This is a genomic window from Umezawaea sp. (genome assembly GCF_036375055.1).
Lineage (GTDB): Bacteria > Actinomycetota > Actinomycetes > Mycobacteriales > Pseudonocardiaceae > Umezawaea.
Genome location: NZ_DASUSQ010000080.1, coordinates 22812 through 45901, shown reverse-complemented (window position 1 = coordinate 45901; position 23090 = coordinate 22812). Strand labels below are relative to the sequence as shown.

Here is a 23090-nt window from a genome sequence, read left to right as displayed (position 1 = left end):
AGTCCGGCGGGTTCAGGTTGGTTGTGAGCGCACGTGGTTGATGTGCGGTTCGTAGGCCGACAGGTCGCGGTGGGGTTCGTAGGTGCTCAGGTAGTAGTAGTCGGCGACGATGTTGGCCTGCTGTTCGGTGTTGAAGGCGGTGAACGGTTTCCCGCGCAAGCCCTCGGGGCCGCCGTAGTCGTAGAGGCCCTTGACGAAGAAGCCCGCGAACGCCGTCGGTAGGAGGCTGAGGACGCTGCGGCCGTGCTGGTACTGGTAGGCGTGGGTCAGTTCGTGCACTAGCCAGCGTTCGTACCTGGCCTGGTGCTGGGGTGTGGTGAGGACTCCCCTGGGGAACGTGACGAGGCTGGGGAGGGTGCGGGCCACACCGAAGCTGCCCAGCAGGCCGCCCTCGGCCAAGCTCAGGGCGCTGGTGTCCAGTGCGTCGCCGAAGACCTGGTGGGCTATCCGGGCCTCGTGGGACTCCAGGCCGCGGCGGAAGGCGCTTCTGAACACCATGGCGGCTCCTCCGGCTCGGGCACGGACCAATGCTAGGCACGAACGCCGAAAGCGCCACCTCAGGAACGCGAACGGGCGGCCCCAGGAGTGTGCCTGGGGCCGCCCGTCGTCGTCAGGGGCCTACTTGGTCTTGTTGTAGTCCCTGATGTCCTGCATGTAGTCCTCGTTCTCCTTCTGGCTCTGCACGTCGGCGGACATTTCCTTCCACAGCTCGTGCGCCAGGTGGAGCAGGGTGCCGGTGGCGACGACCCTGCCGCCCACGTTGACCGTGCCGCCGGGTGCGGCCAGTTCTTCGAAGTTCTTCACCCAGCGGGCGATGTCGGCGGCTTCCTGGGGCGTCTTGTTGTGCGGCGGTCCGGTGAGCTTGGCCTCCAGCTTGCCCTTGCCGAACTTGCCGAACTGCTCCATGCCGTCCTTGCGGCCGTTCTTGATCTTGTTGGCGATGTCCTTGATGTCCTGGAGCGACCACTTGGGCGGCTGGTTGACCGGGGGTGTCGGCGGCTTCGGGTCCGGGGGCTTCGGGGCGGGTGCCCCTGGGACCTCCGGCGGCTTGGAGACCGGCGGAGCGCCCGACGGGGTCGTGGTGCCGCCCGGTGGCTTCGGAGCGCCTCCTGGGACCTCCGGGGGCTTGGACACCGGCGGAGCACCAGCGGGAACCGTCGTGTCCGGCGGCTTCGGCGCAGGCGCACCACCGCCAGGGACCTCCGGCGGCTTCGACACGGGAGGTGCCGGTGGGGTGTCCGGGGGCTTGGGAGCCGGTGCGCCGCCGCCCGGAACCTCCGGGGGCTTCGAGACCGGGGGCGCCGGCGGGGTGTCCGGGGGCTTCGGAGCGGGTGCGCCGCCGCCGGGGACCTCCGGTGGCTTGCTCGCGGGCGGGGCGACCGGGGGTGCGCCGGACGGCGTGGTGGTGCCGCCGCTCCTGTTCAGCCTGCCCGCGTCGTCGGCGATCTTGGTGAGCGCCGTGCCGAGCTGGTCGCCCGCCGCCTTGTTGGCGGTGAGCAGGGACTTGAGGTTGGTGATGTGGCGGAGGATGCGGCCCAGCGCCTCCAGCGCGGTGGCGACCGCGACGCCGACGAACGCGACGATCGAGGCGCCGAAGGTGAACGGGGCCAGACCGGCCGCGACCAGGGCGCCGCCGATGAGGTTGCCGATCACCATGGCGATGATGTCGCGGACCAGTGAGCGGAACGCCGTGACGCAGGCGCCCATCGTGGCCATGGTCTCGGCCGAGCCGTTGATGGCCATGCCGATGGCCGCCAGTTCGTCGGCGACCTTCTTCATGCTGGCCTTGAACGCGTCCGCGGTCTGGCCGGTCCACGGGTCGAGCTTCTTCAGCGCTTCGACGTGGGTCGTGGCCAGGGCCTGGTACTTGTCCGCGTCGTTCTTGATCTTCTCGGTCTCCTGCCGGACGGCGATGTTGTCGCCCATCAGCAGGTCCAGCGGCTCGCGCAGGAAGTACAGGTGGTCGATCAACCAGCCGACGCCCGCGCCCAGCAGCGCGCCCAACGGGTTGAGCACGGCGCCGACGACGTCGAAGCCGAGGCCCACGCCGTAGGCGGCCATGGCCGCCGTGTTGCCGTCCTGGATCGCCTTGACGAGGCCGGCGACGGTGTCGACCATGCCCGCGCCGGAGAAGCCGTCCACCCACTCCGTGCCCTCGCCGAAGCCGGGGGTCAGGGTGAGGCCGGGGATTCCGCCGTCTTTCTTCTCTTCTGTGGCCGTTTCGGCCATCACTACCCCTTGAAGGTGTCGGCGTTGCCCTGGTCGGTGATGCGGTAGCTCTCGGCGGTCAGCTTCGTGTTGTCCTTGGCCGTGGAGAGCGCGGTCTCGTACTTGCCGATGACCTCCTTGGCCTCGGCGACCTTGTTGCGGGCCGCGATGCTGAAGAACTGGCCGATGATGCCGAACACCAGCGGATCGAAGTGGACGCCGTTGAGGACGTCCTTGGACTCGGACAGCGAGTCCACCAACGACTGAAGGTTCGTCGAGAACGTGTCGAGGTCGTCCGGCCTCACCTCGAATCCAGCAGCCATCAGGTGTTCCTTCCGCTCTGGTCGGGCGCCGTGCGGCAGGTCGGCCGCTCGGTCACCACGGGTGGTTCTCGTCTTCCTCGAAATCCGGCTGCGCGCGCGTGGGGCGCGCGGGCGGTGGCGGCGGTTGGGCCGCCGGTGGCGCGTACGGCTGGTGCGCGGGCGGTTGCGGCGGCATCGGGGGCCGCGGCGGGTAGGGCTGCTGCGGGTACGGCGGCTGCGGGTACTGCTGCTGGTACGGCGGCGCGGCAGGCGGAGGGGGTGGGGGCGTGTCGTCCAAGGCGTCCACGGCCTTGAGGTCGCGCTCCTCCACGTCGTCCTCGTCGTCGTCCTCCGCGGGCGGCAGGTAGCTGCGCACGAGGTCCATCGACTCGGTGCCCGCACCGAGGGGTGCGAACGCCTCCATCATCTTCGCCGACGCCGCCTGCTGTCCCTTCCGGACGGCCTCCATGATCGACGCGGTGAGCTTGCCGGGGCTCATGCCCGCGGCCCGCTGGGTCAGCTCCAGGTTCTGCAGCGCGCCGGTGGGCGCGATGGTCACCTTGACCGCTCCGTCGTTGGACGTCACGGTCGCGGTGGCCGTCGCGAGGTTCTCCGCCAGGTCCTCGGACTTCTGCTTGAGGTCGGTGAGCTTCGCCTGCATGTCGTTCATCCACTGATCCGGATCCACGTTCTTCATCCGGTTCGCGTCAATCGGGCCCAGCGGGTCCACGTCTTACCTCTCGGGTCGGTCAGGGACGGGTGAAGATGACCGTCTCTTCCTTGGTCTGCACGTCGATCGCGATCACGCGGTTCACGTTCGGGTTCTGTTCGAGGATCGGGAACTCCGTCATGTGGAAGACGTTGTCCGGCCGCCTGCTGGGTCCGAGCAGGACGTAGACGTCACCGCTGGAGCCGTGCGCCAGGCTCGCGGAGACACTGTCCCACACGGCTTTGCCCTCGGGACTGGTGTTGCCCCACGACGGCAGTTTGATGCCCTTGTCGTCCAGCGTGCCCTCCAGCGTGCTGCGCCCGTCGGCCTTCGCCATGTACTCGGCCTCGTTCATCACCGAGACCCGGTTGCCGTCGGAGTCGTACACGCTGCCCGACCAGAAGAACGCGCCGTCCTCCTTGGTGGCCAGGATGTTGCGCAGGTTGTCGATCCACTTCTGGCTCTGCTCCGGCGTGAGGGTCTGGAGGTCGGACCACGGCTTGCCGTCGATCGTGGTCGCGGGCCACGCGCCGTCCGCCTTGGGGCCGGTCGCGTCCGCGTTCTCGCTGCCGGGGTACCCGCGGGGGTCGAGCAGGTCGAGGATGTTCGGCGGCGCCATGACCTGCTCGACCTTCGGCGGCGTCGGCGGCAGGTTGACCAGGGCCGGGTCGGGCGTGGTCGTGGTGACGGGCGGCGCGGGCTCGCCCTTGGGACCGGGCTGGTCGGGCAGGTTCTCGCCGCCGGGGTAGCCCTTCGGGTCGAGCAGACCGGGCGCTCCCGGGGGCGGGGGCGTCGGCGTCGTGCCGGGGGGTGCCGCCGGGTCGGGCCTCGGGCCGTGGCCGGGCGGGTTGGCGTCCCCGATGGGGCCCAACGGGTTCGCGCCGGGCGGTGGCGTGAAGGTGCCCTTCGGCGGGCCGTCCGGGGAGGGACCCGTGACCACGGGGGGCGCGGGTTCCGCCTTGGGACCGCCGAAGCCGGGCACGCCACCAGCGGGCGGAGCCGGGGGCGACCACGCGGGCGGCGGGGTCACGGGCGGCTTCGCCGACGGCGGGTTGGCGTCCGCGACGGGACGCAGCGAGTCGACGGCGGGCGACTTGGGCGGCGGGGGCGGCGAAGGCACGTAGGGGTTGGGGGTCACCGGTGGACGCGGGTTCGTCGGCGGGTTGTTCGCCGCGATGGGGCCCAGCGAGTCGACGGCGGGCGGCGTGGGCGTGAACGAACCCATCACCGGGCCTGCCGCGCCGGGGACGTAGGGCACACCGCCGGGCCGGGGGCCCGCGGGCGGCCACATGGCGCTCACCTGGGTGGTGTCGGTGGTCGGCGGCACGGCGGGAGCCTTCGGGGAGCCGCCGGGGATGATCGGCATCGGGGCGATCGGAGGCCCGCCGGGGACGGTCGCGCCGGGGTTGGGCGGGGGCGTGCCGACCGGGCCGGGGACGGTCGGGGGCGGCGCGATCGGGGGCGCGCCGGGCGGCGGCGTCGCGGCGGTCGTCGTGGTGGTGTCCGCGTTGCCGGGCGGCGGCTGGAACTGGGACACCTGCGGGCCCGCCGGGCCCTGCGCGGCGGGCGGGGTGACCGCGGGAGCGCCGGGCGGCGGCTCGAACTGCGACACCTGCGGGCCCGCCGGGCCCTGCGCGGCGGGCGGAGTGGTCACGGGGCCGCCGGGCGGCGGCTCGAACTGCGACACCTGCGGACCGGCCGGACCCTGCTGGGCGGGCGGCGCGTCCAGCGGACCACCCGGTGGCGGGTCGAACTCGGACACCTCGGGCCCGGCGGGCGCGGGCGTCCTGGGCGTGGCGGCGGGACCGCCCGTCGGGTTCTTCGCGCCGCTGTCCGGGACGATCTTGCCGAACTGGTCGGCGGCGAACTGGTCCGTCTTGGTGTGGGTCTCCGCGGTGGCCTTCAGCCCGTCGTTGACCTTCCCCATCGTCGCCGCGGCCTGCTTGGCCTTGTCGATCGAGTGGGAGTTGGAGCCGTTCACGGCGACCGCCATGGGGATGCCGAACACGCCCAGCGCGTTCACGGCCAGCGTCTGCGACGACAGCTGAGCCGAAATCCCCTCGTAGCGGGATTCCAGGTCGGTGGCGTGCTTCTGGAGGGTCGAGATCGACGACTCCCCGAGCGAGAACCCCGCCGTGCCGGTGGGCCCGGTCGGCGCCGACGGCGGCGGAGGCGGGGGTGCCGCGGGCGGGGTGCTGCCGGGGTTGCTGGTCGTGGTGGTGTCCGGACTGCCGTTGCGCGCCATGATCGGGCCTTCGGGATCGCGGGGACGGGTGGGGGTGAGGGCTAGGCGGTCGCCTTGTCGACGGCCTTGTCGACCTTGTCCTGGGCCTTCCAGGACTCGTAGCTGACCTCGGCCACGTCAGCGGCGCCCTCGAACCGGTTCCAGCCCTTGCCGACGTTCTCGGTGATCTCGTCCAGGTTCTTGATCCGGCCCATCTGCCGGGACATGGCCGCGACCAGCCGCGCGATGCGCGAGGCGATGTTCACGCCGAGGGCGACGGCCTTGCCGACCGCGACGCCGACGAACGCGACGATCGAGGCGCCGAAGGTGAAGAACGCGGCGGCCGCGGCGGCGATGGCCCCCGCCAGCAGGGAGCCGAGCAGCTGGGCGATCAGGTCGCGGATGATGTCGCGCAGCACCGACACGAGCACGCCGCAGATCGCGACGATCTTCGCCTTCTTCTCCACCGCGCTGGCGAGCGCGTCCAGTTCCTGGCCCAGCGTGTCCATGTTGGCCTTGAACGCCTCGGACGACTGGCCGGTCCAGCCCTGCGGCTGCGCCAGGGTGTTGCGGTGGGTCTCGGCCAGCACGGCCATCTCCGCCGCGGTCTTCTTCGTCGCCTCGACGTTGGCCTTGATCTCGTCCGGGTCGCCCATGAGCTGGTCGAGCGGCTCCTTGAGGAAGCTCACGTGCTCGATCAGCCAGCCGATGCCCGCGCCGAGGAGGGTGCCGAACGGGTCGATCGCGAGCATCGCCGTCGACGACGCCGCACCGATCGCCGCGAAGGTGATGTCCAGCACCTGCTCGGTCTCGGACTCGGCGTCCTTGCCGACCGATTCGATCAGGTCGGCGTAGGCGGAGATGAACAAGGAGCCCTTGAACTTGTTCTCCTCGGTGATCTCCATGCCGGGGGGCGAATCGACCATGATCAGGACCTTCCTGGGGAACGGCGTCGACGGCAGCGGGACCGGGAGCGCGGCACTCGGGGCCGCGCGGTCACCAGGGGTGGTTCTCGTCTTCCTCGAAATCCGCCTGACCGCGCGCGGGACGCGCGGGCGGTGGCGACTGCGCGGGTGGCGGAGGGACGAACTGCTGGTACGCAGGCGGGTGCGGCGGCGCTGGGGGCCGCGGCGGGTAGGACGGCCGCGGCGGCGCGGGTTCTTCGTCGAGGGCGTCGACCGCCTTGAGGTCGCGCTCCTCGTTCTCCTCTTCACCTTCGTCCTCCGCGGGCGGTAGGAAGCTCCGGACGAGGTCCATCGACTCGGTGCCGCCGCCGAGGGGGGCGAACGCCTCCGCCATCTTCGCCGACGCCGCCCGCTGTCCTCTTCGGACGGCCTCCATGATCGACGCCGTGAGCTTGCCGGGGCTCATGCCCGCGGCGCGCTGCGTCAGCTCCAGGTTCTGCAGCGCGCCGCTCGGCGCGATGGTGACGGTCACGGCCCCGTCCCCGGACGTCGCGGTCGCAGTGGCCGTCGCGAGGTTCTCCACCAGCACCTCGGACTTCTGCCTCAGGTCGGAGAGCCGCGTCTCCACGTCTTTCAGCCACTGGTCCGGGTCCACGTCTTCCCCCTCGTGTCGAACAGACCTCAGACCGAGGTCAGCACCGAGTCGATGCGGTTCGCGATCCGCTCGTTGTCGGTCGGCGACAGGCTCAGCCAACCGTTCTCGCGGACCATCAGGTAGCGCCCCTGCGGGGTGTCGAACCAGTTGATCAACACCCCGGCCCGCTCGGTGCGGTAGCGGTTGCCACCGCGGCGGGTGACCCCGAACTGGCCGCCCGCCACGCGGTTCTCCGCCAGCTCGCTGATGACGGAGGCGTCCTGCTTGGACAGTCCCGCGCGCTGGAGGGCCTGCTTCTCGTCCAGGTCGTCGTCGCCCCACGGGTCGTCGGACTCGTCCGGCTCGTCGTGCATCGCCACGGCGGAGGCCAACGTCTCCAGCCGCAGCGACAGCGCGCTGCCCGGCCCAGCCGAGGCGTCGGTCAGCACGCCGACGATGGACTTCGCCAACGCCGTGGGCCGGACCTCGACCAGTCCGATCTGCTCCTCGTCGATGATCGCGAGCACGGCCTGGCTGCCGTCCGAGGCGGCGACGGCCCGCACGGGCCGCCGCTCCATGTTGGCCACGGCGTCGACCGCGACCTCGTGGTCGCTCAGCAGCCGCAGGAGGTCCTGCAACCGCGCGTTGGTCGCCAGGTCGCGCCGCCGCAGGCCGTCGAGCACGTCCAGCCGCAGCCGGGCCCGCTCCTCCATCGTGCTGCCGAAGCTGGGGACGTCCAGCGGGTACGGCAGCCTGCCGAGTCCGAGGTCGTGCCAGAGCACGTCCAGTTCAGCCGGGCTCAGCAGGAACTCGGGGGTGATCAAGACTGCTCACCGCTCTTCTTCTTCGGCTTCACGCCGCCGATCACCGACGGCGGCAGGTTCTCGCCGGGGACGTCGAAGAGGTCACCGCCCATGATGTACGAGGCGGCCTTGTGCTCCTTGTCCTCCTGGCGACCGCCCGCGCCGGCACCCATCGGCGCGCCGCCCATGGGCGTGCCGGTCATGCCCGCGCCGCCGACACCGCCGACGGGGTACGCGCCGGTCGGCACCGGACCGCGACCCGGCTGCACGACGCCGGTCGAGCCGCCCGCGGCCATCTGGCCACCGCCGCCCGCCGCGCCGGAACCGCCGACGCCGCCGAAGCCGCCACCCGCGCCACCGCCACCGCCGAAGCCGCCGCCCGCGCCGCCACCGACACCCGCGCCGCCACCGAAGCCACCGGCGCCCGCGCCGCCACCGAAGCCACCGGCTCCGGCTCCGCCGCCGAACCCACCGGCGCCCGCGCCACCGCCGAAGCCGCCGGCGCCGCCGAAGCCGGGACGGCCGGGCGAGCCCGCGCCGCCGATGCCCTCGATCGGCACGCCGGGAGGCCTGGCGCCGGGGGCGCCGAGGTAACCGGCAGGGTTGCCCGCAGTTCCGGGGGCAGGATTGCGCGAAGGGGCAGAGCCCTTTCCGCCGTTGCCCGAAAAGCCACCGCCGTACCCGGCGCCGCCGCCCGCGTAGTTCGGGTCGGAGGACCCGCCCGCGCCGCCGAAGCCGCCGCCCACCGACGGGGAGTACGGGTTCGCGACGGGGATCGACGCCGCCGCGTCGGCGGCCGTGGTCGTCCCGGCAGGCCGGTACGACTCGAAGTCGTCGGAGCCGCTGCCACCGGTGGTACCCCGGTAGCCACCGCCACCAGCGGCGACAGCGCCGCCGCCCGCGAAGCCGCCACTGGCGAAGCCGCCCGCGCCACCGGCGCCGCCCGCGTAACCACCGGCACCCGCGCCGCCCGCGTAACCGCCCGAACCGGCACCGCCCGCGCCGTACGCGCCGCCGTCGAACGAGGCGGCGGGCATGACCGGCGCCATCGCGGCGGCCGCCGCCGTGCTCCCGTCCGACGTGTAGGCCCCCTGCTGCCCGGCACCCGGCTCCAGGCCCGCCTGCCGCGCCTGCGCCACCCCGGCTTCCACGCCGTCCGGCAGCATCCGGCCCTGCTGCGTCGGGGTCAGCATCGCCAGCCCGTCGACCGCGCCGCCCGCCGTGGGCGCCTGCACGCCGCGCATGGTCACGACCTGCGGTTCCTCGGTCTGACCGGTGACCGGGTTGAACGGGGCGGTGAACACCGGCGTCGTCTGGTCGATCGCGCGGGAGTTCGCCTCCATGTTCGTCATCACCGTGACGGCCAGCTCCTTGGCGGCCTGCGCCGCGGCGCTGGCGGCCTGCACGTCGGCCGTGGACGTGAGCAGGGTGGAGATCCCGCCGCCGACCATCGCGGCGGTGGCGCCGTTCCAGGTGAACTCGAGCGGTTCCGGCATGCTCGCGCGGGCGTCCTGCATGACGCGGCCCTGGTCGATGACCCGGTCGCCGACCTGGCCCGCCGTCTGCGCGGTGCCGGAGATCCAGTCGGAGAGCTTCTTGATGGCGGTCCGCGCCCCGTCGGCCGAGTCACCGGTCCAGCCGCTCTCGGTCGCCACGATGCGTTCCGTGATGACCTGCGCCGACTCGGCCAGCTCGGTGGCGAACTGCGCCCACTCGGAGCCGATCTCACCGGACTGGCCGGGGTCGTTGTTGATGTGCACGGACTCGTAGAGGGTGCGGTGGGAGTGCGATTCCCAGTTCTGCGTGTCCTTGAGGACCGGGTCGACCTCGGGAGTCATGATGCGGTGCGCCTCTCGCCTCAGATGCCTTCGAGCTTGGTCAGTGCGGCACGGTGGTCCTCGTCGACCTGCTGGTACTTGGTGATCGCCGCGCTGACCTGGTCGTGCGTGTCCTGCAACACCTTGCGGTACGCGGTCATGACGTTCACGAACGACAGCGGGTCGCCCTCGGCGCGGGACTCGAACTTGTTCGACATCGCGTCGCTGACCGGGTTGGCGCCCAGCGGGGCGGGGCGGGCCAGCCTGCCCGCGCGGGCGAGCCAGGAGTCGACCTGCTCGACCTGCTCGCGCAGCAGCTTCCGCAGCTCCTCGCCCGTGACGGGGTCCAGCATGACCTTGCCGGACTTGATGTTCTCTCGCAGCTCGATCGCTTGACCGTTGATGGTCGGGGGCGGCGTCGTCTCATTCGTGTTCTGCATTGCGGGTGTCCCCCTGCGGGCACGGTTCTCCGGTGGTGGGTCCAGCCTCCGGTGAACCGCCAACGCCACACCAACGTGTCTCCAACGCGGTCAGCGGCAGGCGCTGTGCCAATATTTCCACGGAGAACTTCATCTATGGCCGATAGGAATTCCGGATGCGGGTGAACCTGCTCGGCACTGTTGAGCTCGTTTCCGCTGGCAGCGCCCCGGTGCAACTGGGGGCGGCGAAGCGCCGCACGGTGCTCGCGGCACTGGCGCTCGAGCTGAACAGGGTCGTCTCAGGTGATCGGCTGCTCTCGATCGTGTGGAACGGCGCTCCCCCGCCGCAGGCGAAGGCCGCTCTCCAGGGCCACGTCGCCCAGCTGCGCAAGGTGCTCGGACCCGGCCTCGACCTGGTGACCCGCGCCCCCGGCTACCTGCTGGAGGGCGAGCGGAGCGCGGTCGACGTCTTCGTCTTCGAGGACCTGGTGCGCGGTGCCAGGGAGGCCGTCGACGACCAGACCGCCGTCGAGCAGCTCACCGCCGCGCTGAAGCTGTGGCGCGGTCCGTTCCTCACCGACGTGCCGTCACCGGGGCTCGGCGAGGCGACCGCGGCGAAGCTGGAGGAGCTGCGGCTGGTGGCCGTGCAGGACATGGCCGAGCGGCTGCTGCGCCTCGACCGGGCGGGCGACGCGGTGACGGCGCTGGCGCCGCTCGCGGAGAGCTACCCGCTGCGCGAGCCGCTGGTCGCCAAGCTGGTCCTCGCCCTGCACCGAGCGGGACGGCAGGCCGAGTCGCTGGCCCTGTTCCACCGGACCAGGAAGCGGCTGGTGGACGAGCTGGGCGTCGACCCCGGCCCCGAGCTGCGGGCCGCCTACCAGGCGGTGCTGGCGGTCGAGGAGCCGCCGGAGGTCGCGGGCGGGCCCGCGCAGCTGCCGCGCGAGCACCGGGGGTTCGTGGGGCGCGAGACGGAGCTGGCGGACCTGGACGACTGCCTGACCGGGCAGGACTCCGCGATCGGCCTGCTGGTCGGGCCGCCCGGCGTGGGCAAGACGGCGCTGGCGCTGCGCTGGGCGCACCGGGTGGCGCCCGGGTTCCCCGACGGCCAGCTCTTCCTCGACCTGCGCGGGTTCGACGAGACCGAGCCGGTGGACCCGCGCACGGCGCTGATGGGGTTCCTGCGCACCCTGGGCCTGGCCGATTCGCAGATCTCCAGCACCCTGGACGAGCAGGCGGCCCAGTACCGGTCGCTGCTGGCGGACAAGCGGGTGCTGGTCGTGCTGGACAACGCCCGCTCGGTCGGTCAGGTCAGGCCGCTGCTGCCGGGGTCGGCCCACTGCCTCGTGCTCGTGACCAGCAGACACGGGCTGAACGACCTCGTGGTCACCGAGGGCGCGTCGGTGGTGCCTGTTACAACGTTGGAAAGGACTGCGGCGGCCGACCTGCTCGTCGGGATGCTGGGACGGCGGCGCACGGACCTGGAACCGGAGGCGACCGCGGAGCTGGTGGAGCTGTGCGACCGGCTGCCGCTCGCGCTGCGCATCGCGGGCGCCCGGCTGACCTCACGGCCGCGCTGGACGATCCGGTCGCTGGTGGACGAGCTGCACGACGAGCAGAGCAGGCTGGCCGCGCTGTCCCTCCCCGAGGCCCGGCGGGGCGTGCGGGCCGCGCTGGCCGTGAGCTACCGGGAGCTCCCCGAGGGCGCGGCCCGGATGTTCCGCAGGCTCGGCCTGCACCCCGGAACCGACCTCGACTGCTACGCCGCCGCCGCGCTGCTGGACATCAACGTGGCCACCGCCCGCACCCACCTGCGCACGGCGGCGTACGCGAACCTGCTGCACGAGTCGACGCCCGACCGGTACTCCCGGCACGACCTGGTCCGGCTGTTCGCGCGGCACCTCGTGGCCACCGAGCCGGGTGAGGACAACGCCGTCAGCACCGAACGGCTGCTCGACTACTACCTGCACGTCGCCGACACCGCCCGCGCCCACCTCGCCGACCACGTGCGGCCGTTCGGCGACCCCGTCCACCCGCCCGCGAGCTTCCCGGTGCTGTCCTCGCACAACGACGCCGTGCACTGGTTCACCCTGGAGGAGGCGAACCTGCGGCTGGTCCTGGAGATCGCCGCGAACAACCGCCACCACGAGCGGACGTGGAAGCTCGCGCTGTGCCTGGACGCGTTCTACTTCCGGCGCGGCAACCGGGTCGACCGGCTCAACGCGTTCCGCGTCGGCCTGCACGCCGCGCGGGCGCTCGACGACTCGCACGCCGAGGCGATGCTGCTGCTGCGCATGAGCGCCACCCTCGCCGACCTCGGCAGGCTGGAGGACGCCGTGTGGGAGAGCTCGCGGGCCGTCCAGCTCGCGGCGGGCGACCCCCACCTGGAGTGCGCCGCGCTCGACAGCCTCGGCTACAGCCTGCTGGCGGCGGGCGAGTTCGAGAAGGCGCGGGACCGCACCACGGAGGCGCTGACCGTCGCCCGCGACATCGGCGACGTCCGCGCGCAGGCCACCGTGCTGAACAACCTGGCGAACGTGCTGCTCGGGATGAACGAGGCCGACGAGGCGCTCCAGTGCATGAAGGAAGCGCTGTGGCTGCTCGCGTCGGTGGCGCTGTCCACGTCGCACGTGACCGCGCTGCACACGGCGGGGTCGGCGCTGTGGCAGCTCGGGCGGACCGCCGAGGCCCTCCAGTTCCAGGTGGACGGTCTGGAACTCGCGGAGCAGCTGGGCGACCAGTACCAGGCGGCGGCGTGCCACCGGGCCATCGGGGACGCGCTGGAGCAGATCGGCGGGGCGCACGTCGCCACGCCGCACTGGCAGGCGGCGGTCCGGCTGTACCGGGAACTCCGGCTGGCGGACGCGGAGGAGCTGACGGCGAAGCTGGCGCGGCGGGAGCCCGCGGCGGGCTAGGCGGGGTCAGAGGGTGCCGGTGAGGGCTTGCAGGCCGAGGCTGCTGCCCGCGACCGCGAGCCACAGCAGGACGCCGAGCAGCAGCGGAGCGCCGCCCGCCCGGCGGAGGTCGTTCGGGCGCAGGGACAGACCGATGCCCGCGAGGGCGGTGGTGATCAGGAACGGGCCCAGCGCCGAGACGCCCGCCGGGACGACGCCGAGGCTGCCGAGGACGACCGCGGCGACGAAGCCGAGCAGGAACGGCGGGACCACGCGGTGCCACGGCAGCGCGCCGCGGCGGTTCGCCCTGATCGCCAGGAACGCGATCACCGGGACCAGCATCAGGGTGCGGGTCAGCTTCACGACCAGCGCGTACTCGCCCGCGTCGCCGCCGTAGGCGTACGCGGCGGCGACGACGGACGAGGTGTCGTTGATCGCGGTGCCCGCCCACAGGCCGAACGCGTGCGGGCTCAGGTCGAGCAGGTGGCCGATCGGCGGGAAGAGCAGGACGGCGGCGACGTTGCAGGTGAGGATCGTGCCGAGCGCGTAGGCGACGTGGGTCTGCTTCGGGTTGAGCACGGCGGTCGTGGCGGCGATGGCCGACGCGCCGCAGATGCCCGTGCCGACGCCGATCAGCGTCCGGGTGTCGCCGCGGACGTCCAGCAGCCTGCCGAGCAGCCACGCCCCGCCGAGCGCGACGGCGAGGGTGCCGAGCATGACGGGCAGCGACTCGGTGCCGACCCGGACCACCTGGCGCACCTGGAGGCCCGTGCCGAGGACCACGATGGACAGCTGGAGGACCGTGGTGGACGCCGTCGCGCGGCCGGGGGCCCAGCGGGGGTCCTGGAGGGGTTTCACCAGGGCAGCGGCGAGCGCGCCGAGCACGATCGCGAAGACCGGGCCGCCGACGACCGGCACCACCGCGCCGAGCCCGGTGGCGACCGCCGCGACCGCCAGCGAGAGCAGGAGCCCCGGCGCCGTGCGGGCGAGGCGGGACCGCTTGGTTTCCAGCACCGCCACTCCCTTGATGTCCGTACAGCGAAAGTACGATATGTACGGACATTTCACAAACGGTAGCGTTCGCCGTGACCGGAGGAGGGGACATGGCGCTGGACCGCGGCGGATCGACCCCCCTGTGGCGGCAACTTCAGCGCGAACTCCTGACCCGCGTGGACGCGGGAGAGTTCGCCGACCGGTTCCCCGGCGAACTCGCGCTCGTCGAGCACTACGGCGTGAGCAGGCACACCGTCCGGCAGGCGCTGAGCGGCCTGCGCGCGGACGGGGTCGTCGTCGCCGAGCGCGGCAGACGTCCGCGCGTCGCCCCTCCGCCGGAGATCCAGCAGCCGATGGGGGCCCTGTACAGCCTCTTCGCCTCCGTCGAGGCCTCGGGGCTGCCGCAGCACAGCATCGTGCGCAGGCTCGACGTGCGCGCCGACGCCCTCGTCGCGGAACGCCTGGACCTGGAGGGCTCGACCCCGCTCGTCTACCTGGAGCGCATCCGCCTGGCGGGCGACGAGCCGTTGGCGCTCGACCGCGTCTGGCTGCCCGCCGACCTGGCCGCGCCACTGCTGGACGCCGACTTCACCCACACCAGCCTGTACACCGAACTGCACGCCCGAGCCGGGATCCGCCTCGACCACGGGCACGAGGACGTGCACGCGGTCGTGCCCACGGCGGCCGAACGGGCTCGGCTGCGCTGCCCCGCCTCGGCCGCGGCGTTCTCGATCAACCGCCTGAGCCACGCCCACGGCAGGCCCGTGGAGTGGCGGCACACGCTCGTGCGGGGGGACCGGTTCGCGCTCACGGCGGCCTTCTCGGCGCACGCGGGGTACCAGTTGACCGGGTCGTCCGGATAGGACGAGAAAGCGATCTGCATTCTAACCAAATGCATTGATGCGCTTTCCCATCGAATTGCGGAAGCATTCCGTTACAGCTCCACCCGAAGCGCCCGAGAGTGACCTTTTCGGGTAACGAGCACACCTTCGGCGGCGACTCCACGGGACAGGCATCGACCGCAGGAGACGAAATGACCTACCCGCAGCAGCAGGCGCCCCACCCGCAGCCGTCCGCACCGCTCGCACCGCCCGCGAAGACGAAGTTCGGCACACTCGCCTGGACGGCACTCATCCTCGGGATCGTGGGCGTCGTCGGTTCCCCGGTCATCTTCCTGAACAACCTCACCGCGGTGATCGCGTTCGTCGGCATCGTGCTGGGCGCCATCGCGCTCTTCGGCAGCAAGAAGATCCTGGCGGCGATCGGCGTCGTGCTGTGCGTCGCCGGCGTGGCGATCACCGTCTCGGTCCAGTCGAGCACGGCGGAGAAGCTCGATGAGATCTTCGCGGGCACGACGAACGACGGACGGGTCAGCCCCGGCGGGACCGGTGAACCCGCCGCCGTCGCGCAGGCGCCCGCGGCCGGCAGCCCGACGTGGGGCACGCGCTACACCTGGAAGGACGGCCTGGCGGTGGACGTCGCGGCCCCCGCGGCGTGCACGCCGGGCGAGTTCGCGGCTCCCCAGGGCGTCGTGCGCGCGGTGAAGTTCACGATCGTCATCACCAACGGAACCGACAAGCCGTTCGAGACCGCGGGCCTCTCGTTCGGCAGCGACGCGCAGTTCGCGGGAAAGAAAGCCGAAAGCGTTTTCGACTCCAACGGCGGGTGCGGCGGCGGATTCGAATCCAGCACCGTGATGCCCGGAAAGACCTTCACCTTCGAGCAGTCGTATTCGGTCGGAGCGGAGCCCGGCGAAATGCAGCTGGTGCTCCAGCCCGGTTTCGGTTCCGACAAAGCGGTGTTCACCGGTCAGGTTTGATCCGCGCAGGCACGGGCGGCCTGCCGAGTGCACGTCCCGCGGCGGGAAGTCCGCGAGCACGGCGCCCGTCGCCCCGGCGCGGGCGCCTGCGCCGGTCGGTTCGCTCCCGGTCGCGCAGAGGGGCTCAGTAGCCCTGGTAGCCGCCGCCCACGCTGATCGACACGAGGCCGGGGTGGCCCGCGAAGCCGCCGTAGCGGTCGTAGGTGTATCGGACACCCGCGATGATGTTGTCGACCGGGTTGAAGATGTCGTTGTGGCCGGGCAGCTTGTGCGCGTTGAACGTCGAGTCGATGCACTGCATCAGACCCTTCGACGGCGTGCCCTTGGCGGCGTTGGAGTCCCAGTTGTTCACGGCGTTCGGGTTGCCGCCGGACTCCTTCTGGATGATCAGGTAGATCTCGTCGACGCTGCTCTCGTCGATCGCGGTGCCGTTGGCGGCGAGGATGGTGATCGCCTCGCGGATCCAGCCCTCGACCTGGCGCTGGTGCGGGGACTTGCCCGCGTCGGCCTTCTCGCGGGCGATCCGGGCCTCTTCGGCCTTGCGGTTCGACTCGACCGTGTCGGCGGCGGACTTGGCCACCGTCTGGAACTGCTGGATCGACTGGCGCTTGTCGAGCTGGAGGAGCTTGCCCACCTCGATCGCGGGGTTCGCGATCTGGATCGTCTTCAGCGAAGCGGACTTCGCGTGGACGTCGGAGGAGAGGGTCTGGATCTCCGGACCGGAGGACAGGTCCATGGCGGCGCCGGAGGCCGGGCCACCCACCTTGGCCATCGCGTTGGCGGCGGCACCTGCGCCCGCCAGCACACCGGCTGCCACGACGAAGGCGGAGACCTTGGTGCCGAGGGGCGCCCAGTCCGTCTCCACGCGGTGCGAGGCAGGGCGGGACGCGACTGCTGCCGCAGGCTGGGGAGCGACCGTGTACACGGTGCGACCAGCGGCTTTTCCATGCCGGGACAAACGATCCTCCTGCGTCGGGGAGTTCGGCCGAGTGGACCGCTGGCGGGGGATCCAGGTGGAGCCGCTTCGGGGGCGACTGCCGTGTCCATTCAGTGACCGAACCGTGACCTGCGGCCGGGAACGTAACCTGATGTCACTGCCTAAGGCAACCGATCGACACCCTATAGGTGACTCTCATCACGTTTGCCCCAGGTACTGCTACTGAGGGTGTGGACGAGCTCCACGAACGGGAGATCGCCGTTACCTGCGGGTTCGGGTGTGCCACGACGGGTACTACGGAGCGGCGGGCACCCCGGTTCACAATTCGCGCAGACCGACCCGCCGCCACCGGCGCGGGGCGGTCCCGCGCGGGCCCTCCGTACCGTTGACCACGTGTGGACGCTCCACACGGCAGACGGAGGAACACATGCGCCGCGGACTGGTGCTCGTCCTGGTGTTGGCGCTGCTGTTCGGGACGCCGTGGGCCGCGCTGGTCGCGGTCGGCCCCGACTGGCCCGCCCCGGTCACCGCCCTCGGCACGGCGCTCTTCGCCGTGGCGCTGGTGGCGTTCCCGTTCCTCATGGCGAGGGGCCACGGGCGGCGGCACGCGGACTGGGCTGCCAAGATCGCCGACACGACGCTCGGCGCCGTCTGGGTGCTGTTCACCTGGACACTGCTCGGCCTCCTGCTGCGGCCCGTGCTGGCGCTGGCGGGCGTGGAGAACCCCGACCGGGCGCGGATCACCGCCGTGGTGACGCTGGCGGTCGTGGCGGTCCTCCTCCTGCACGGCTACGTCGAGGCGATGCGGGTGCCGCGGGTGCGGACCACCGAGGTGGTGCTCCCCCGGCTCGGGCGCGGGCTGGACGGGCTGCGCGTCGTGGTCATCACCGACACCCACTACGGCCCGCTGGAGCGGACGAGGTGGTCCGAGGGGCTCGCCGCCAAGATCAACGAGCTGGACGCCGACGTCGTCTGCCACACCGGCGACCTCGCGGACGGCACGGTGGAGCAGCGGCGCGGCCAGGTCGCCCCGCTGGGCACCGTGCGGGCGGCGGAGGCGAAGCTCTACATCACCGGCAACCACGAGTACTACAACGAGGCCCAGGGCTGGCTCGACCACATGGAGCACCTCGGCTGGGACCCGCTGCACAACCGGCACCACGTGGTGGAGCGCGGCGGCGACCGGCTGGTGTTCGCGGGCATCGACGACCCGACCGGCACGGGGTCGACGCTGACCGGTCACGGGCCGGACATCGCGGCGGCGCTGGAGGGCGTGGGCCCCGACGACCCGGTCGTGCTGCTGGCCCACCAGCCCAAGCAGGTGCCGGTCGCCGTCGGGGCCGGGGTGGACCTCCAGCTGTCCGGCCACACGCACGGCGGGCAGATCTGGCCGTTCCACCTCCTGGTGCGGGTCGACCAGCCCGTGCTCCAGGGCCTGAGCGGGCACGGCGACCGCACGCAGCTCTACACGAGCCGCGGGTCCGGGTTCTGGGGGCCGCCGTTCCGGGTCTTCGCACCCAGCGAGATCAGCGTCCTGGTGCTGCGGTCAGGCCGATGAGCTGGTAGACCAGCCCGTCCGAGAGGCCGGTGGTGAACAGGTCGCCACCGTGGGGCATGCCCATCTCCGCCGTCACGGCCGCCACCTCGTCCGTCGGGTTCGCGTACGGCCAGAGGCCCGCGACGAGCACGAGGACGGCCCCGGCGAAGTGGGTCGCCCGCTCCGGGCTCAGGCCGGGCAGCTCGCGGGTCACCAGCTCCGCCAGGCGGGCGGTGTTGCCGACGGCGCGGCGCTTGAAGACCCTGGCGAACTCCTGGGAGATGTTGCGCTCCAGCACCCCGCCCATCGTGCTCATCAGCTCGCACAGGAGCCGGTGGCGGGTCACGGACGCCGCGACGGCACGCCCCACCGCCGTCTCCCTCGCGTACTCGCCCCCGCCGACGGCCAGGGCGCGCAGGTCGGCCTCGACGTCGTCCAGCCAGGCCCGCCAGGCGCCGTCCAGCACCTCCAGGAAGATCGCCTCGCGGCTGTCGAAGTAGCGCAGGACGTTCGACTTCGCCAGACCCACCCGGTCGGCCAGCTCGCGGAGGCTGATGTCCGCCACCGGGCGTTCCGCGAGCATCGCGGCGGCGGTCTCCAGGATGGCCGCTCGCCGGGCTTGGACCTGTTCCGGTCGGCGGGCCCGTTGGAAGGTCACGGTCGGAATTTATCAGCCCGTCGGTCTTTTCCCGCCCCGGAACCGCGGGTGCGATGCTGTCGCGGTGACGTTCGAGGACCTGGCCCACCTGCGCCGAGCCCGTGATCTCATGGACCGGGAGTACTCGCGGCCGCTGGACGTGCCCTCGCTGGCGCGCGCGGCGCTGATGTCACCCGCCCACTTCTCCCGGCGGTTCCGGGCCGAGTACGGGGAGACGCCGTACAACTACCTCATGACCCGGCGGATCGAGCGGGCCATGGCGCTGCTGCGGCGCGGGGACCTGAGCGTGACCGAGGTGTGCGTGGAGGTGGGCTGCACGTCCCTCGGGTCGTTCAGCTCCCGGTTCACCGAACTCGTCGGCGAGACCCCCAGCGCCTACCGGGCCCGCGACCACACCGCCGCGGAGCCGGTGCCCGCCTGCTACTCGAAGACGATGACGAGACCGAGCAGGATCTGAGAAGCGCCGGACCGGGGTCCCGTCCTACGTTCTCGGGCATGGACCTCAAGCTCTCGCACACCTTCATCCCCGTTCACGACCAGGACGAGGCGCTCGCGTTCTACCGCGACGTGCTCGGGCTGGAGCTGCGCGTGGACCAGCCCTTCGACCAGTACCGCTGGCTGTCCGTCGGACCGGCCGAGCAGCCCGACGTGGAGATCGTCCTGGAAGCCGTGGGGATGGGGCGGCCGGAGAAGGACGCCGAGTCGATGCGCGGCCTGCTCGCCAAGGGGTCGCTGAGCACCGTCATCTTCACCACGACCGACCTCGACGGCACGTTCGAGAAGATCAGGGCGTCCGGCGCCGAGGTGATGCAGGAGCCCGTCGACCAGCCGTACGGGGTGCGGGACTGCGCGTTCCGCGACCCGTCCGGCAACTCGATCCGCTTCTCCAGCCGCCGCTGAGCGCTACTCGCCGATGGTGAGCATCCCCTCCGGCAGCCCGGTCATGTCGACGGACAGCCAGAGGGGGCGCCAGTTCTCCAGCTCGTGGTAGCGGCGCAGCTCGGCCAGCCCGCCGAGCCAGCCCGCCCAGGCGCCGTGGTCCGGCTCGTCGAAGCCGCTCTGCACGAACGTCAGCCTCGTGCCGCCGTTCGACCCGGCCAGCTCCCACGTGTCGACGAAGCCGTCGCCGCCCTCCCAGGCGAGCTGGATCCGGCGGCCGGGGACGAGGTCGAGGATCTTGGCCGGGTTGCTCTCGAACTCGAAGCCGCCCATGGCGAACCGGCCGCCGACGTGCGGCTCGATGTCGACCTTGGCGCCGAACCACCTGCTGAACGCGACCGGGTCGAGCAGGGACTCGTACACCTCCTCCGGGACGGCGTCGATGAACAGCTCGGCCCGCAGGTCGGTGGACGTGAAGTCGCACTTCGGGGTGAGGTCGCGGCCCTCGACGTGGTCGACCAGGTTCGTGATCGACAGCGCCCAGAACGTGTGCAGCACGGCGAGGGGGCTGGTGCCCGCCGCGACCTCCTCCCAGTCGGGGACGTGCGACTGGCTCAGCGTCACGGTGGTCGTGTCCGCCGTCTCCTCGTCGAGCACGATCTCCACGGTGGTGTCCTCGCCGCCGACCAGCCACGAGAACCGCAGCGTGCGGTCGTCCACGTGCAGCAGGCGCTGGTGCGGCGCGTCGCCCTCCGGGGTGTAGCGGCCCCAGAACTCGAACGTGCCCGGCAGCTCCACCTCGACGTGCTCGGCCAACCAGGTGCGCAGCGCCGTCGGGTCGGTCAGCGCCGCGCGCACGTCGGACAGGGGCGCCTCGACGCGGGCCGTCATCCTCATCGGGTCAGTCATCACGATCTCCCTTCGGGTAGCAGGCGACGGCGAGCTTGAACGCGTCGCCCTCCGCGCCGCCGTAGCGGGTGAACAGGTCCCGCAGCACGGTCTTCAGGTCGTCCAGGAACTCCTGGCGCTGCTCAGGCCGGACCCTGATCTCCCCCGACACGCCGATGGACGGCAACTCGGGAGCGGTCCGGTCCAGGTCTGCGATGTCCGCCTGCACCTCCTCCACGAGGGTCAGCAGGTGCCCGAGGCTCAGCTCGTCCTGCGCCCGGCGCGGGCCGAGGACGCCGACCAGGCGGGGCGACAGCCAGTACGAGCGGGCCGCCGCCTGGTAGACGCCCTCCTGGATGCCGCGCACCCGGCGTTCGGACACCAGGGTCACCAGACCGGCGTCCACCAGGCGCTTCACGTGGTAGTAGACCCGCTGCGGGGTCTGGGCGAGCTGCTCGGCCACCTCGCCGCACGAGTGCGGCTCGGCGAGCTGCCGCAGCACCTCCACGCGCTGCGGCTTGAGCAGGGTCTCGGCCTGCTCGATCCGATCCAGGTACAGGACGTCTCTCATCGCAAAAATAAGTTTGTACATAAAAATCTGTCTTGTCAATGCGGTCGGCCGGGTGGTCGTCCAGGCTCTGCCCCATGACCGGTGAACGACTGCTCCCCGTCAACGGGGTCGAGCTGTGCGTGCAGGCCCTCGGCGCCCCGGCCGACCCCGCGGTGCTGCTGGTCGCGGGGTCGAACAGCTCCATGACGTCCTGGCCCGACGAGTTCTGCGCGCGGCTGACCGGCCGGTACGTGATCCGCTACGACCACCGCGACACCGGGCGGTCGGTCACCTACCCGCCCGGCGAACCCGGCTACGGGTTCCCCGAGCTGGTCGCGGACGCCGTCGGAGTGCTGGACGCGCTGGACGTGGCCTCCGCGCACGTCGTCGGCCTGTCGATGGGCGGCGGCATCGCCCAGGTGCTGGCCGTGGACCACCCGGAGCGGGTCGCCTCGCTGACGCTGGTCGCGACCAGCCCCGCCGCGCCCGGCACGGAGGGCCTCCCACCGCTGTCCCCGGAGGCGCTGGAGTACTTCTCCACCCTGGCCGAGCCCGACTGGTCGGACCGCTCGGCGGTGGTCGAGCACGTCGTGGGCGTGCAGCGCTGGTTCACCACCGGCGAGTTCGACGAGGAGGCCGTGCGAGCCGGGGTCGAGCACGACCTCGACCGGACGTCGAGCTTCCGGTCGGCCTCCAACCACGACCTGCTCCACGGCGGCCCGTCCTGGGAGGGCGGGTTGGAGGCCGTCACCGCTCCGACGCTGGTCCTGCACGGCGACCGCGACCCGCTCTTCGCGCTGCCCCACGGGGAGGCGCTGGCGGAGCTGATCCCGAACGCCTCCCTGGTCGTGCTGCACGGCGTGGGCCACGAGCTGCCGAAGTCCTCGTGGGACGTCGTGGTGCCCGCGATCCTGGCTCACTCCGAGGTGTGAGCCGCCTTGCGCGGTGGTCGGGCGGCGTCCGGCCACCGCGCGAGCACGCGCTCCCGCAGCGCCCGCGCGAGCCGGGCCGTGCCCGCGACCGCCGGGTCGGTCAGCGCCCCGACCACGCCCAGCCGGTGCGCGAAGCGCTGGCGGGCACCGACGAAGCCCCACCGCCAGTCCTCGCGCAGCAGCCTGCCGAGGTGGTCGCGGCCGTCCCGGTGGGCGCGTTGGACCAGCGCGTCCCCGCGCACCAGCCAGCCGACGCAGTGCTCGGCGACGGTGCCCGGCGCGTCCGGGCGCAGCGCGCGGTACGCGGCCTCCGCCGCGGCGAGCCGGTCCGCGGGCACGACGTTGAGGTTCCAGCACGTCGGGAACCCCATCCGCAGGTAGGCCAGCTCCGTGAGCCCGTTGCCCAGCGCGGCGTGCTCGAAGTCGAGGAACCACGTCCGCCCGTCGACCGGCAGCGCGTTGCCGACGCACGGGTCGCCGTGGACCAGGTCGTGCCCACCGGACAGCCGCCGCGGCAACGGGTCGAGCTCGTCGTCCGGGGTGGTCAGGCCGAAGTCGGCGCACAGCCCCCGGAACGCGGCCAGGTCGGCGTCGGTGGGCACGTCCGCCGGGAGCAGCGAACCGGCGTCGGCGGCCGTGGTGACCTCGTGCAGCCGGGCCAGGCCCTCGGCGTAGACGACCCAGTCCGGCATCGTGCGCCTGCGGACGGGCAGGCGCTCCAGCACCACGATCCGCCGCTCGGGGTCGGTGCCGAGCACCCGCGGCGCGAGCCGGGGTTCGGCGCGCCCGGCGAGCCGCAGCGCCGTCAGCTCCCGCCGGTACCGCTGTTCCGCGTCCGAGCCGCCGACCGACTGCTTGACCACCGCGGGCACGCCGTCGAACTCCGCGGACCACACGCGCGACCGCGGGCTGCTGGTGATCCCCCTGACGTGCTTCGGTCTGCCGAGCACCCGGTCGTCGATCGGTATCCGCCGCCACACCGGGA

22 protein-coding genes and 1 pseudogene are annotated in these 23090 nt (G+C 72.2%); 7 read left to right on the top strand and 16 right to left on the bottom strand.

Annotated features, from left to right (window positions below):
• Positions 1-12: 12 nt before the first annotated feature.
• The 10 genes from VFZ92_RS21855 to VFZ92_RS21810 form a co-directional block, all read right to left on the bottom strand.
• Positions 13-498 (bottom strand): hypothetical protein, encoded by a 486-nt coding sequence (locus tag VFZ92_RS21855; RefSeq protein WP_330877861.1) that lies wholly within the window; start codon positions 496-498, stop codon positions 13-15.
• 120 nt (positions 499-618) lie between these two features.
• Complete coding sequence (locus VFZ92_RS21850) at positions 619-2229, bottom strand: hypothetical protein (protein ID WP_330877860.1); 1611 nt, start codon at positions 2227-2229, stop codon at positions 619-621.
• 2 nt (positions 2230-2231) lie between these two features.
• Positions 2232-2531 (bottom strand): type VII secretion target, encoded by a 300-nt coding sequence (locus VFZ92_RS21845; protein WP_330877859.1) that lies wholly within the window; start codon positions 2529-2531, stop codon positions 2232-2234.
• 52 nt (positions 2532-2583) lie between these two features.
• The gene (locus VFZ92_RS21840; RefSeq protein ID WP_330877858.1) at positions 2584-3180 is read right to left on the bottom strand and encodes a YbaB/EbfC family nucleoid-associated protein; all 597 of its coding nucleotides are present in this window, start codon (positions 3178-3180) and stop codon (positions 2584-2586) included.
• 79 nt (positions 3181-3259) lie between these two features.
• Positions 3260-5464: a hypothetical protein gene (locus VFZ92_RS21835; RefSeq protein WP_330877857.1), complete on the bottom strand. Its 2205-nt coding sequence runs from the start codon at positions 5462-5464 to the stop codon at positions 3260-3262.
• 41 nt (positions 5465-5505) lie between these two features.
• The gene (locus VFZ92_RS21830; protein ID WP_330877856.1) at positions 5506-6369 is read right to left on the bottom strand and encodes a hypothetical protein; all 864 of its coding nucleotides are present in this window, start codon (positions 6367-6369) and stop codon (positions 5506-5508) included.
• A 70-nt stretch (positions 6370-6439) separates the two neighbouring features.
• Positions 6440-7003: a YbaB/EbfC family nucleoid-associated protein gene (locus VFZ92_RS21825; RefSeq protein WP_330877855.1), complete on the bottom strand. Its 564-nt coding sequence runs from the start codon at positions 7001-7003 to the stop codon at positions 6440-6442.
• A 26-nt stretch (positions 7004-7029) separates the two neighbouring features.
• Positions 7030-7806 (bottom strand): ESX secretion-associated protein EspG, encoded by a 777-nt coding sequence (locus VFZ92_RS21820; RefSeq protein WP_330877854.1) that lies wholly within the window; start codon positions 7804-7806, stop codon positions 7030-7032.
• Positions 7803-9623 (bottom strand): PPE domain-containing protein, encoded by a 1821-nt coding sequence (locus tag VFZ92_RS21815; RefSeq protein ID WP_330877853.1) that lies wholly within the window; start codon positions 9621-9623, stop codon positions 7803-7805. The genes VFZ92_RS21820 and VFZ92_RS21815 overlap by 4 nt, the downstream gene beginning before the upstream one ends.
• 20 nt (positions 9624-9643) lie before the next feature.
• Positions 9644-10042, bottom strand: coding sequence for a hypothetical protein (locus VFZ92_RS21810; protein WP_330877852.1), 399 nt, complete (start codon positions 10040-10042; stop codon positions 9644-9646).
• Positions 10043-10197: 155 nt separating this feature from the next.
• Here VFZ92_RS21810 and VFZ92_RS21805 point away from each other — a divergent pair, with 155 nt between their 5' ends.
• Complete coding sequence (locus VFZ92_RS21805) at positions 10198-12933, top strand: AfsR/SARP family transcriptional regulator (RefSeq protein ID WP_330877851.1); 2736 nt, start codon at positions 10198-10200, stop codon at positions 12931-12933.
• Positions 12934-12939: 6 nt separating this feature from the next.
• Here VFZ92_RS21805 and VFZ92_RS21800 read toward each other — a convergent pair whose 3' ends face one another.
• On the bottom strand, positions 12940-13926 hold the full coding sequence (locus VFZ92_RS21800; RefSeq protein WP_330877850.1) for a YeiH family protein: 987 nt from the start codon (positions 13924-13926) through the stop codon (positions 12940-12942).
• A gap of 89 nt (positions 13927-14015) precedes the next feature.
• Here VFZ92_RS21800 and VFZ92_RS21795 point away from each other — a divergent pair, with 89 nt between their 5' ends.
• The gene (locus tag VFZ92_RS21795; RefSeq protein ID WP_330877849.1) at positions 14016-14768 is read left to right on the top strand and encodes a GntR family transcriptional regulator; all 753 of its coding nucleotides are present in this window, start codon (positions 14016-14018) and stop codon (positions 14766-14768) included.
• A gap of 170 nt (positions 14769-14938) precedes the next feature.
• Entirely contained in the window at positions 14939-15724 is a 786-nt protein-coding gene (locus tag VFZ92_RS21790) for a hypothetical protein (protein WP_330877848.1), read from the top strand.
• Between the two features lie 124 nt (positions 15725-15848).
• Here the strand turns inward: VFZ92_RS21790 and VFZ92_RS21785 are convergent.
• Positions 15849-16214: pseudogene (locus VFZ92_RS21785) on the bottom strand (transglycosylase SLT domain-containing protein); the annotation flags it as partial.
• Positions 16215-17088: 874 nt separating this feature from the next.
• Between VFZ92_RS21785 and VFZ92_RS21780 the strand changes: the two are divergent.
• Positions 17089-18219 carry a metallophosphoesterase gene (locus VFZ92_RS21780; RefSeq protein ID WP_330877847.1) on the top strand — a complete coding sequence of 377 codons (1131 nt, stop codon included), beginning with the start codon at positions 17089-17091 and terminating at the stop codon, positions 18217-18219.
• Here the strand turns inward: VFZ92_RS21780 and VFZ92_RS21775 are convergent.
• Positions 18188-18856 (bottom strand): TetR/AcrR family transcriptional regulator, encoded by a 669-nt coding sequence (locus tag VFZ92_RS21775; protein ID WP_330877846.1) that lies wholly within the window; start codon positions 18854-18856, stop codon positions 18188-18190. The genes VFZ92_RS21780 and VFZ92_RS21775 overlap by 32 nt on opposite strands.
• Before the next feature lie 64 nt (positions 18857-18920).
• On the opposite strand from VFZ92_RS21775, the gene VFZ92_RS21770 reads away from it, so the two are divergent.
• Together VFZ92_RS21770 and VFZ92_RS21765 are read left to right on the top strand one after the other, a co-directional pair.
• Entirely contained in the window at positions 18921-19313 is a 393-nt protein-coding gene (locus tag VFZ92_RS21770) for a helix-turn-helix transcriptional regulator (protein WP_330877845.1), read from the top strand.
• A gap of 38 nt (positions 19314-19351) precedes the next feature.
• Positions 19352-19756 carry a VOC family protein gene (locus tag VFZ92_RS21765; protein WP_330877844.1) on the top strand — a complete coding sequence of 135 codons (405 nt, stop codon included), beginning with the start codon at positions 19352-19354 and terminating at the stop codon, positions 19754-19756.
• Positions 19757-19759: 3 nt separating this feature from the next.
• Here VFZ92_RS21765 and VFZ92_RS21760 read toward each other — a convergent pair whose 3' ends face one another.
• Both VFZ92_RS21760 and VFZ92_RS21755 read right to left on the bottom strand, forming a co-directional pair.
• Entirely contained in the window at positions 19760-20644 is an 885-nt protein-coding gene (locus tag VFZ92_RS21760; RefSeq protein WP_330877843.1) for an SRPBCC family protein, read from the bottom strand.
• Positions 20637-21194 (bottom strand): helix-turn-helix domain-containing protein, encoded by a 558-nt coding sequence (locus VFZ92_RS21755; protein ID WP_330877842.1) that lies wholly within the window; start codon positions 21192-21194, stop codon positions 20637-20639. Before VFZ92_RS21755 ends, VFZ92_RS21760 begins: the two co-directional genes overlap by 8 nt.
• 74 nt (positions 21195-21268) lie before the next feature.
• Here VFZ92_RS21755 and VFZ92_RS21750 point away from each other — a divergent pair, with 74 nt between their 5' ends.
• On the top strand, positions 21269-22105 hold the full coding sequence (locus VFZ92_RS21750; protein ID WP_330877841.1) for an alpha/beta hydrolase: 837 nt from the start codon (positions 21269-21271) through the stop codon (positions 22103-22105).
• Here VFZ92_RS21750 and VFZ92_RS21745 read toward each other — a convergent pair.
• Complete coding sequence (locus tag VFZ92_RS21745; RefSeq protein WP_330877840.1) at positions 22090-23085, bottom strand: hypothetical protein; 996 nt, start codon at positions 23083-23085, stop codon at positions 22090-22092. The genes VFZ92_RS21750 and VFZ92_RS21745 overlap by 16 nt on opposite strands.
• Positions 23086-23090: the final 5 nt, after the last annotated feature.